9 protein-coding genes are annotated in these 12,215 nt (G+C 46.4%); 8 read left to right on the top strand and 1 reads right to left on the bottom strand.

The window, feature by feature from the left end; genetic code table 11:
- Positions 1-41 precede the first annotated feature (41 nt).
- The gene (carB, locus tag CIK99_RS13625; protein ID WP_094382033.1) at positions 42-3,263 is read right to left on the bottom strand and encodes a carbamoyl-phosphate synthase (glutamine-hydrolyzing) large subunit; all 3,222 of its coding nucleotides are present in this window, start codon (positions 3,261-3,263) and stop codon (positions 42-44) included.
- Between the two features lie 236 nt (positions 3,264-3,499).
- Here carB and ileS point away from each other — a divergent pair, with 236 nt between their 5' ends.
- The 8 genes from ileS to CIK99_RS13585 are packed head-to-tail and all read left to right on the top strand — an operon-like array spanning position 3,500 to position 12,052.
- Positions 3,500-7,066: an isoleucine--tRNA ligase gene (gene ileS / locus CIK99_RS13620; RefSeq protein WP_094382032.1), complete on the top strand. Its 3,567-nt coding sequence runs from the start codon at positions 3,500-3,502 to the stop codon at positions 7,064-7,066.
- Between the two features lie 13 nt (positions 7,067-7,079).
- On the top strand, positions 7,080-7,457 hold the full coding sequence (locus tag CIK99_RS13615) for a molecular chaperone DnaK (RefSeq protein ID WP_094382031.1): 378 nt from the start codon (positions 7,080-7,082) through the stop codon (positions 7,455-7,457).
- Positions 7,454-8,137 (top strand): lipoprotein signal peptidase, encoded by a 684-nt coding sequence (locus CIK99_RS13610; RefSeq protein ID WP_254047816.1) that lies wholly within the window; start codon positions 7,454-7,456, stop codon positions 8,135-8,137. The genes CIK99_RS13615 and CIK99_RS13610 overlap by 4 nt, the downstream gene beginning before the upstream one ends.
- A 4-nt stretch (positions 8,138-8,141) precedes the next feature.
- Positions 8,142-9,089: a DUF4296 domain-containing protein gene (locus CIK99_RS13605; RefSeq protein ID WP_094382030.1), complete on the top strand. Its 948-nt coding sequence runs from the start codon at positions 8,142-8,144 to the stop codon at positions 9,087-9,089.
- A gap of 7 nt (positions 9,090-9,096) precedes the next feature.
- Complete coding sequence (locus tag CIK99_RS13600; RefSeq protein ID WP_094382029.1) at positions 9,097-9,303, top strand: hypothetical protein; 207 nt, start codon at positions 9,097-9,099, stop codon at positions 9,301-9,303.
- 45 nt (positions 9,304-9,348) lie between these two features.
- On the top strand, positions 9,349-10,635 hold the full coding sequence (locus CIK99_RS13595; protein ID WP_094382028.1) for an MFS transporter: 1,287 nt from the start codon (positions 9,349-9,351) through the stop codon (positions 10,633-10,635).
- Positions 10,636-10,653: 18 nt separating this feature from the next.
- On the top strand, positions 10,654-11,376 hold the full coding sequence (locus CIK99_RS13590) for a 16S rRNA (uracil(1498)-N(3))-methyltransferase (protein ID WP_094382027.1): 723 nt from the start codon (positions 10,654-10,656) through the stop codon (positions 11,374-11,376).
- A gap of 22 nt (positions 11,377-11,398) precedes the next feature.
- Entirely contained in the window at positions 11,399-12,052 is a 654-nt protein-coding gene (locus CIK99_RS13585; RefSeq protein ID WP_158215992.1) for a DUF3256 family protein, read from the top strand.
- Positions 12,053-12,215: the final 163 nt, after the last annotated feature.

Below are 12,215 nucleotides of genomic sequence, written 5' to 3'. Positions count from 1 at the left end.
GGTTGATGCGGGACAGGCGTTACACCTGTCCCGCACGGGAATTATGCATTGTATTCTTGCCAACTCTTAGTCTTGATGTCTTCAAGTTTCATTGAACAGAAAGCCTCGATGAATGCCTTGGCGAGGCGAACGTTGGTCATGAGAGGAATGTTGTGGTCGATGGCGCCACGACGAATGCGGTAACCATTGGTGAGCTCTCGTTTCGTATGGTTCTTTGGAACATTGATGATGAGGTCGAACTGGTGGTCGGCAATCATGTCGAGCACTTTGTTTTCTCCCTCTTCGTCAGGCCAAGACACGGCTGTCGCCTTGACATTGTTCTCGTTAAGGAAACGGGCTGTACCCTCAGTGGCAAAGACGTTGTAGCCGGCATCGACAAGTCGTTTTATCGGCTCAAGAAGGTCAACCTTGCCCTTCAGTCCGCCAGAAGACACAAGGATGTTCTTCTCGGGGATGTTGTAACCTGTGGCTATCATCGCGTTGAGAAGGGCCTCGTTGAAGTCGTCGCCGAGACATCCCACCTCTCCCGTTGAAGACATGTCAACGCCAAGTACGGGGTCGGCATTCTGAAGACGGGCAAAAGAGAATTGGGAAGCCTTCACACCTATACGGTCGATGTCAAACTCGCTCTTGTCAGGACGCTCGTATGGGGCGTCGAGCATGATGCGTGTGGCAGTGTCGATGAAGTTGCGCTTGAGGATCTTGCTTACGAACGGGAATGAACGGGAGGCACGGAGGTTACACTCGATGACCTTGATGTCGCTGCCCTTGGCAAGGTATTGGATGTTGAACGGACCGCTGATGTTCAGCTCCTTGGCTATGCGACGGGAGATCTTCTTTATGCGACGGATGGTGGAGAAATAGATGTTTTGTGCAGGGAAAACCATCGTGGCGTCGCCAGAATGAACACCGGCAAACTCGATATGCTCGGAGATGGCGTACTCGATGACCTCTCCCTTGTCGGCCACGGCGTCGAACTCGATCTCCTTGGTGTCCTGCATGAACTGGGAAACGACAACGGGGAACTCCTTGCTCACCTCTGTGGCCATCTTGAGGAAACGCTCAAGTTCGTCGAAGCTATAGCAAACGTTCATAGCGGCTCCTGAGAGAACGTAAGAAGGACGTACCAAGACGGGGAAACCGACCTTTTCTACAAAGCTCTTTATGTCGTCGAACGACGTGAGTGCCTGCCATGCCGGCTGGTCGATGCCTAATCTGTCGAGCATTGCCGAGAACTTGTCGCGGTTTTCTGCACGGTCGATGTCCAATGGTGATGTACCGAGGATGGGCACTCCATAGTTGTGCAAACGCATGGCGAGATTGTTTGGTATTTGTCCGCCCACACTCACCACAACACCACGAGGCTGCTCAAGGTCGATGATGTCGAGAACGCGTTCGAGAGAGAGCTCGTCGAAGTAAAGACGGTCGCACATGTCATAATCGGTTGACACGGTCTCTGGGTTGTAGTTGATCATTATTGACTTGTATCCTAACTTGCGGGCGGTGTTCACCGCATTTACCGAACACCAGTCGAACTCTACCGAAGAACCGATGCGATAAGCGCCTGAGCCTAAGACAACGACAGACTTGTCGTTCTTGTAAAAGTCGATGTCAGAGTCCTTCACTGCATAGGTCATATACAGATAGTTGGTGAGCTCGGGATGTTCGCTGGCCACGGTATTGATACGCTTCACGGCGGGGACGATGCCACGGCTCTTACGGTGACGGCGAACCTGCGCGTTTTCTTTCTCCATATTGCCCGACTCTGGCTTCAGCACAAAACGGCTGATCTGGAAGTCGGAGAAGCCTGCTATCTTTGCTTCTTCAAGGAGAGCGTCTGGCAGTGACTCAAGGTCGTTATACTGCTGTAGCTCGTGCTTGAGGTCAACAATATGTTTCAGACGTTCAAGGAACCATACGTCGATCTTTGTCAGCTCTTCAATACGCTCAACGCTATAACCATCTTCAAGGGCTTGGGCAATGGCAAAGATGCGGAGGTCGGTAGGATTCTGGAGCTCGTCGTCGAGATTGTCGAAACGGGTGTGCTCGTTGCCCACAAAACCATGCATGCCCTGACCAATCATACGAAGGCCCTTCTGTATCATCTCCTCGAACGAGCGGCCTATGGCCATGATTTCGCCAACAGACTTCATCGAAGAGCCGATGAGACGACTCACACCGGCAAACTTGGTGAGGTCCCAACGTGGTATCTTGCAGATCATATAGTCGAGCTGAGGAGCTGCATAAGCTGAGTTAGGAGTGCCCATCTCTCCTATTTGATCCAAGGTATAGCCGAGAGCAATCTTGGCAGCCACAAATGCGAGAGGATAACCGGTGGCTTTTGATGCAAGCGCTGAAGAACGGCTCAGACGGGCGTTGATCTCGATGATACGATAGTCGTTTGTCTCGGCGTTGAAAGCATACTGGATGTTACACTCGCCGACGATATTGAGGTGACGGACACATTTTATGGCAAGTTCCTGCAGCATCTTCACCTGCTCGTCGGTCAAAGAACATGTGGGAGCTACCACGATTGACTCACCGGTATGGATGCCGAGAGGATCGAAGTTCTCCATGGAGGCAACGGTGAAACAGTGGTCGTTGGCGTCGCGGATGACCTCAAACTCAATCTCCTTCCATCCTTTCAGCGACTCTTCCACCAACACCTGTGGCGCAAAGGTGAAAGCCGACTCGGCAATCTCCTTGAATGTCTTCTCGTCGGGGCAGACGCCTGAGCCGAGACCGCCCAAGGCGTAGGCCGAGCGAATCATGATAGGGAAGCCGATGCGACGTGCTGCAGCTATTGCAGCTTCCATGCTCTCGCAAGCCTCAGAAACAGGGGTCTTCAGGTCAACCTTATTTAGCTCCTTGACGAATAAGTCACGGTCTTCGGTGTTCATGATTGCCTCGACAGATGTTCCAAGAACTTCAACACCATATTCTTGCAGCACACCAGACTTATAAAGCTCTGTACCGCAATTCAAAGCTGTCTGTCCACCAAAGGCGAGGAGGATACCGTCAGGACGCTCCTTGCGTATGATTTCAGTGACAAAATGCGTGTTGACAGGAAGGAAATAGACTTTGTCTGCTATGCCTTCTGATGTCTGGATCGTAGCGATATTCGGATTTACTAACACCGATGAAATACCCTCATCGCGCAATGCCTTCAGAGCTTGCGAACCAGAGTAGTCAAACTCACCGGCTTGTCCAATCTTTAGGGCACCCGAGCCGAGTACGAGCACCTTGGTCAATTTTCTTTTCATAGTTCTTATATGAGTTGTTTAAAGTTCCAACAATTAGAATACATGCATAAGTTTATGCAAAGGTACGGCATTAATCTGAAAATATGCCATTTGAGCATGTATTATTAAGTTTTTTTTTGATACTTGTCGTATTGGGACATGACTGTTCCTTAAAAAGTATTATTTTATTTTGCCGTATCATTTTTTTTTGCTAACTTTGCGGCCTAAAAATAATATCAATTAAAACGACATAGAAAATGGCTAAGAAATTTGCCGAATACAAAGGATTGAATCTGACTCAAGTGAATAAGGACATACTTGAGAGTTGGAACGAAAACGATGTGTTTCACAAGACAATAGACGAGCGTGAGGGATGCCCGCAGTTCGTGTTCTTCGAGGGTCCTCCCTCAGCTAACGGACATCCAGGTATTCACCATGTGCTTGCACGCGCGATAAAAGACACCTTCAACCGTTACAAGACGATGAAGGGATATCAGGTAAAGCGCAAGGCTGGATGGGATACCCATGGACTGCCAGTGGAATTGGGCGTGGAGAAAGAGTTAGGCATCACAAAGGCTGACATCGACAACCACGACTCAAAAAAGTACATCTCAGTGGAAGACTATAACCACCGTTGTCGCGAAAACGTGATGAAATTCACTGCAGAGTGGCGACAGCTTACCGAGGAAATGGGCTATTTCGTTGACCTCGACCATCCATATATCACATACGACAACAAGTATATCGAAACACTATGGTGGCTATTGAAACAACTCTATGACAAGGGGCTGCTCTACAAAGGATATACCATACAACCATATTCTCCTGGAGCAGGAACAGGACTGTCGTCTCACGAGCTGAATCAGCCAGGATGCTATCGCGACGTGAAAGACACCACTGCTACAGCACTCTTTGAGGTGGCTGAACCTAAGAAAGAGTGGGGTGAGTGGGGAAAGGCTTATTTCGCAGCATGGACAACAACACCGTGGACTTTGCCCTCTAACACGGCTCTGTGCGTAGGTCCTACATACACATATTGTGTCGTCAAGACCTACAACCCTTATACGGACGAGAAAATTATGATCATCGTGGCGGAAGACCGTCTCGCTGCATACCTGAAACAAGAGGGCAGTGAAATGCCGTTGGAGGATTACAAGCACGGCGACAAGGTCGTCCCATATGAAGTGGTGGCGAAATATACAGGAGCAGAACTCGTGGGCATGAAGTATAAACAGCTGATGCCTTGGATAAAGCCATGCATGAAGATTGAGCCACAGGCTCCACAATATATTAATAGGTACGCGCAGGAGCATCCCGAAAAGGTGTTCAAAGGCGAGAATGGAAAGGACAGCTTCGTCGAAATGGAAGAACAGGCGTTCAGGGTTATCCCAGGCGACTATGTCACTACCGACGACGGTACAGGAATAGTACATATAGCTCCTACCTTCGGTGCTGATGACGCCAAGGTGGCAAAAGACGCTGAGATACCGTCGTTGTTCCTCATCAGCAAAAAGGGTGAGACACGACCCATGGTTGACCTTCAGGGAAAATATTACCTCACATCAGAACTTGACGCCCACTTCGTGGAGACTTGTGTTGACAAGCAGCTCTACGGCCGACACGAAGGCGACTATGTAAAGAATGCATATAAGCCGGAGTTTAACGTGGGTGGAAAGTATGACGAGAATGCTGCTGCCAAGGCTGAAGACCTCAATATAGAGATATGTATGGAGATGAAGCAGGAAGGAACAGCACTGAAGATAGAGAAACACGTCCACAACTATCCACACTGCTGGCGTACCGACAAACCTGTGCTTTACTATCCTCTCGACTCGTGGTTCATCCGCTCAACGGCAAAGAAAGAGCGTATGTCGGAACTGAACAAGACCATCAATTGGCAACCAGAGTCAACAGGAACAGGACGTTTTGGCAACTGGTTGGATAACCTCAACGACTGGAATCTCTCACGCTCACGCTACTGGGGTACTCCGCTCCCTATCTGGAGAGACGAGGATGGAGAGGAGATATGCATAGGTAGTCTTCAGCAACTCTTTGACGAAATAGAAAAAGCTGTAGATGCGGGCGTGATGGATAGTAATCCGCTGAAAGACAAAGGCTTCGTCCCTTCTGATTACTCTCAGGAAAACTACGATAGAATAGATCTTCATCGTCCTTATGTTGACAATATCGTGCTTGTAAGTCCTACAGGAAAGCCTATGAAGCGTGAGACTGACCTCATCGATGTTTGGTTTGACTCTGGTTCAATGCCTTACGCACAGATACACTATCCGTTTGAAAACAGAGAACTGATAGACGAGCGCAAGGCTTTCCCCGCTGACTTTATCAATGAAGGCGTTGACCAGACCCGTGGATGGTTCTTCACGCTGCACGCAATAGCGACAATGGTGTTTGACTCTGTGGCTTTCAAAAACGTGATCTCCTCAGGTCTCGTACTGGACGCAAAGGGCGACAAGATGTCGAAACATAAGGGCAATGTGGTCAATCCGTTTGAACAGATAGAAAAATATGGTGCAGACCCCGTGCGTTTCTATATGATGACCAACTCTGAGCCTTGGGATAACCTTAAGTTTGACGAGGAAGGCGTCGCAGAAATGAGACGAAAGTTCTTCGGCACCTTGTATAATACATATTCTTTCTTCAGCCTTTATGCAAACGTAGATGGTTTCGACTATTCTGAAAACGACGTGCCAGTAGCTGAAAGACCAGAGATAGACCGTTGGATACTCTCTGTACTTCACACACTGATAAAGGGCGTTGACCGAGAGATGCAGAACTACGACCCGACAAGGGCTGGACGACTCATTGAGAACTTCATAAATGATGATCTCAGCAACTGGTATGTGCGTCTCAACCGTAAGCGTTTCTGGGGTAAGGAAATGAGCAAGGACAAGCTGTCGGCTTATCAGACACTGTACACCTGTCTTGAGACCGTGGCCAAGCTGCTGGCTCCTTTCGCTCCGTTCTATGCTGACCAGCTCTATCTCGATCTGACAAAGGCAACAGGACGCGACAACGTATGTTCTGTACACCTCGCCACATATCCTGAGTTTGACGAGAGTGTCATCGATGCCGATCTCGAGGAAAGGATGGCAATGGCACAGAAGATAACATCGATGGTACTGGCCCTGCGTCGTAAGGTGAACATCAAGGTACGCCAACCATTACAGGCCATCATGGTGCCAGCCATTGATGACAACCAGCAACGCCATATCGAGGCAGTGAAAGACCTGATAATGAATGAGGTCAATGTGAAAGAACTGAAATTTGTTGAAGGTCAGGGCGTTCTGGTAAAGAAGGTGAAGTGTAACTTCAGAACCATGGGTAAGAAGTTTGGAAAGATGATGAAGGGTATTGCTGCCGCCACATCTGTATTAGAACAGGGACAGATAGCGCAGCTTGAGACTACTGGTTCGCTCAACCTTATGGTTGAAGGACAAAGCGTGACAATAGAGTCTGCCGACGTGGAAATCATCAGCGAGGATATACCAGGATGGCTCGTAAGTAACGAGGGCAACCTTACCGTCGCACTTGAGGTGGAACTTACCGAAGAGTTGCGTAACGAGGGAATGGCACGCGAACTCATCAACCGCATACAGAATATGCGAAAGGACAACGGATATGAAATCACCGACCGCATAAGTATCGTCATCAGCAATGCTGACGCTGTAGAAAAGGCTGTGGAACACTTTGCCGACTATATCAAGACGCAGGTCCTTGCCGACAGTATCGTTTTTGCCGATAATGATGGAACGGAAGTGGACCTTGAAGAAACAAAGGTGAAAATATCTATTTCCAAAAACTAACAATAATATCATTATGGAAGAAAAACTACGTTATAGCGACCAAGAACTCCAGGAGTTCAAGGCCATTATCGATGAAAAACTCCGATTAGCCAAAAGAGACTATGAGGAGATGATGAATTCTCTCATGAACAAAGGTGGCAACGATGTGGATGACACATCGCCAACATATAAGGTGCTTGAGGAAGGCAGTGCCACTCAGAGTAAGGAAGAGCTTATACAATTGGCTGGACGCCAGCAAAAGTTCATCCAGGGATTGGAGGCTGCACTGGTGAGAATCAACAACAAGACCTATGGTATAGATCGCATAACAGGGAAGCTCATACCCAAGGAAAGGCTGAAGGCTGTTCCTCATGCGACACTTAGCGTGGAGTCAAAACAAAATAGAAGATGACTTGTCCGCCGATAAAATGGTCGCGGGGCAAGATGGCCGTCGTCCTACTCATATCGATAATACTCATCGACCAGGTGTCGAAGATCATCGTGAAGACGAATATGTCTCTTCACGAATGTATCGATATCTTCAGCTGGTTCAAGATAGTGTTTATCGAGAATAACGGCATGGCTTACGGAATGGAGATTGGCAGCAAACTACTGCTTTCTGCTCTCAGGGTGCTGCTAATCGCCGTCTTGGCACATTACCTTGTCATACAGGTAAAAGAAAATGCCAAGTGGGGATATATTACTTGCCTCGTCATGATCTTGGCAGGGGCTATCGGAAACATGATTGACGGCATGTTCTATGGACTGATGTTCAGTGCCTCAACGACATATACCGTTGCTGAACTCGTGGAGTTTGGACATGGCTACTCGTCGTTCATGACAGGCAAAGTCGTCGATATGCTACATTTCCCACTTATTGACACGCAACTGCCAGAGTGGCTACCTATTTGGGGTGGCGACGACTACGTGTTCTTCAGTCCGGTGTTCAATTTTGCCGACTCTTGCATTAGCGTAGGTGTGGTTGCCTTGCTGATATGGTTCCGTGACGAATTGTCAGATCTGACGCTCGATAAAATACTGGGAAGAAAGACTGATAATGAAAGAGATAGCGAAGATAATAATAAAATGTAAATAAATGACGAAAAGTCGTGTTTTCGTGTTTGTTGCCACACTGACTACTTTTCTTTTGGTGGCATGCAAACCATCTGTGCCAAGCCAGTATATTGCGCCTGATGAACTTGAAGAGGTGCTGTATGACTACTACGTGTCACAGGCAATGGCTGACGTCAAGAATGATGATGGGCGTATGGGCTATCATCGAAGGATGTATTTCCTGGCCGTATTGAAGAAACACGGATTGACAGAAGCTGAGTTTGATTCGTCGATGGTTTACTATTATCGACGTGCCGACTATCTGAGAAAGATTTACAGCCATCTTCAGGAACGTATGGAAAGAGAAGTGTCGGGCACTACAGTCACAAGTGTTGTACACAAATATAGGATAGGTGGCGATACCGCCGATATATGGCGCGATAAACGTGCGACGATGCTTTGTCCTTCAATACCATATAACAGATATGATTTCGAACTGAAGGCTGATACGTCATTCAGGAAGGGCGATTCTTATTTGCTCACTTTTGATACCAACTTCCTATATCAAAGCGGTTCAAAGGATGCTACGGTATGTGTGGCTGTGAAATATGAAAATGATAGCATAGCCACGTTTTACCAGAATGTGACCTTCTCAGGACTGGCACAACTGAGAATACCGCCAGAGAAGAATGAGAAGGTACGCAATATGCGCGGATTCTTCTATCTTGACAGGGGAAGGGATGAGTCGTCAACGCTTAAGCTGATGTTTTTAAACAATATCCAATTCCTTAGGATGAGAAGTCAGAAGGAAAGTGTGAACAAGGGCGACACTATCAGTCAACAAACAACACCTAAGGATAGTCTTGGCGTGAAGAAGATACCGATGATACAACCGCAAAGCATGCCTCCTCAACAGCTGCACAAAAGAGACGATATCAAGAAGGCTCAGATAGATGAACACATCATGCCAAAAGAAGAAAAACGACTATAGGTTTCTTATGCGTAGAGTAGGGGTTCATCGTCTTCTGACGGAAGGCAGGATAATCAAGATGGCACTGGTCGAGATAGATCATGGTGTCGTTGTGCGTTGGAATACTTTCACTGACGAACAACCGTTCACGGAATGGTTAGGAGGGACAATGGAAGTGGTGACCGATTCAAAGGGAGTCAGACGTGCCCTATGGAAGGGGAGTTATATAAAATAATTTTGGATATTCTTGACAAACGATATTCAATAAAAATAAAATGATATGAATCTGAAAATAAGATTGGCAATATTAACCTTCTTGGAGTTTGCCGTGTGGGGATCTTATCTCACATCCATGGGTAGATATCTTGGTGAGATAGGTATGGGGGCTGATATAGGCTTCTTCTATTCAATGCAAGGTGTGGTGTCGTTGTTTATGCCAGCCATATTCGGTGTCATTGCTGACCGCTGGGTGCAGGCTCAAAAAATGCTTGGACTATGCCATCTTGTTGCAGGTGGATTTATGGTCGCCTTGGCTATGTATTGCTCCGTCAACAGCGAAGCAGGAACAAACAGATATTTCATCTTTACGTTGTATTCATTATCCGTAGCTTTTTATATGCCTACGTTGGCATTGTCAAATTCAGTATCGTTCAATGCCTTGCAGCAAGCAGGTATGGATACCGTAAAGAATTTCCCTCCTATACGCATCTTCGGCACCATTGGCTTTATCTTAGCCATGTGGTTTGTAGATATCATGGGATATGAGGCTAACGAGATGCAGTTTATGACATCTGGTATCATAGGATTATTGATGTTTGCCTATACGTTTACTGTACCAAATTGTCCGGTAAACAAGGTGAACGAGAGTCGTTCGATGATTGATGTATTCGGACTGAGGGCTTTCGCTCTTTTCAAAAGAAAGGAAATGGCCTTGTTCTTCGTCTTCTCAATGTTACTTGGTGTCAGCCTGCAGATCACCAACGGATTTGCCAACCCTTTCATCAGTAGTTTTGAGACTATACCGGAGTATGCTGACACCTTTGGTGTGCAACATACCAATATTTTGATTTCCCTCTCTCAGATCAGTGAGACTTGTTGCATCCTTCTCATACCATTTTTCATGAAACGCTTTGGAATAAAGAACGTGATGCTGATAGCCATGTTTGCATGGGTGTTGCGTTTCGGGTTGTTCGGATTAGGCGATCCCGGAGATGGCGTGTGGATGTTTGTCCTCTCGATGATTGTGTATGGAATGGCATTTGACTTCTTCAATATCAGTGGCGCATTCTTTGTGGATATGAATACAGAGGCAAGACACCGCTCAAGCGCTCAAGGTCTTTTCCAACTTATGACAAATGGTATAGGTGCCACTTTAGGAACGCTCGCTGCTCAGGCTGTCGTGAATAATTATACCCATACAGAATCTTTTGGTGACAATTCATTCATCGTCGGCGATTGGAGTATCTGCTGGCTCATTTTCGCAGGATATTCTTTGGTGGTGGCTATCGCTTTTGCTCTGATGTTCCATCCAAAGAGCCAAAAGGCTGAGGTAGTAGAAGAGAAATAAGAAATCAAACCCAGAGCTATGAAAGAAATGAGATTTTTCTATGTCCCGAACGTACAGTATAATGGTGAACTGCCAGAAGAGGAGGCTATGCATGCTTTGCGTGTGTTGCGCCTGAAGTCAGGTGATGAAATAATGTTGACCGACGGCATAGGCAATTTTTATAAGGCTGAGATTACTGTAGCTGCAACACGCAAATGCGTCTTCAAACTTCTTGAGACTATACCGCAGACTCCAATATGGAGGGGACATTTGCATCTTGTGGTTTCTCCGACAAAGATGATGGAGAGGATGGAGTGGCTGGTAGAGAAAGCCACGGAGATAGGTTTTGACCGTATATCATTTATTAATTGCGACAATTCGGAGCGTCGTGTGATAAAGGTAAAACGTCTGGAAAAAATTGCCGTCTCTGCCATGAAACAGAGTAGGAAAGCATGGAAACCGATCATCGACGAGATCGTGTCATTCGACGAGTTGGTGGCTGAAAGCACAGAGGGACTGAGGTATATTGCCCATTGTTACGAAGAGATAAAAAAAGTAGATCTGTTCAATCAGTTGTCTATATCGGACAAGGATGAGGATGTCACAGTATTTATCGGACCGGAAGGCGATTTCTCACTCTCTGAGGTCAAGAAGGCTATTGATGCTGGATTTGTGTCCGTATCGTTGGGCGAAAGCCGACTGAGGACAGAGACAGCTGCCCTGTATTCAGTAATGATGGCCAATTTATGTAAGAGGTTGTAATATTATGACAAGAATTCTTTATATGAGAAATATCAAAAGTCGCATTTTCTCGCTTTGCGTGTTGATAGCTACCTCAGTAGCTGCCATGCATGCCCAGCAGACAACGCTTACTATCGATAGCTTGTTTGCTGAAATGCCAGATTCTGTTCTGCCATATCTTTCTCGCAACAACCGTCTTGATCTCATTGATTTTTCAAAGGCGAGCATGAAAGCTGTGGTAACTAATTCGTTTGACGAAGACTGCGAAATGGAACAATTGGCAGATAATTATCTGCGAATCCGTCTTAACGGATGTTCTATAGTGGAGATGAAATTGAAGAAAGCTGACCGTTTGCTTCCTGATTCTTCCGAATATATGCTTTATATGCTCAAGACTGTTGGCTGTGAAACAAAACATAGCGTCTTATATCGCTACACTTCACGATGGAACTCGTTGGGCGAAGAGCAGATACAAATAAGCAACCCGCAAGAGCTCATGGAGAGAAAAATGCCTGTTACTGATGAAGAACAGGACATCTTGACAAACATCTCTCGTACTATGACCATAGTAGGACACCTGGATGGAGAGACAGACTGGATGACGGTAGAACCATGCCTTTCAGGGTGTACAACCGATGAAAAACGACTTGTTGAAGAAAAAATCACGTTAAAGACTTTTAAAATTAACCTTAAATAATAAATTTATCCTAATATTTGTACATATTGTTTGTAATTTACAAATAATGTTTGTATATTTGCAATGTGTTTTTCATGGTATTAGATTATTAAGGTTAACTTAAAAGAAACAGATCGTGAGATTAGTGGACTTTTAAAACCCACACTTCATGTGGATTTCCCGC

Source organism: Prevotella sp. P5-92 (assembly GCF_002251245.1).
GTDB lineage: Bacteria > Bacteroidota > Bacteroidia > Bacteroidales > Bacteroidaceae > Prevotella.
Note: the sequence above shows the minus strand (reverse complement) of the source record. Positions and strands in the feature narration are given on the sequence as shown.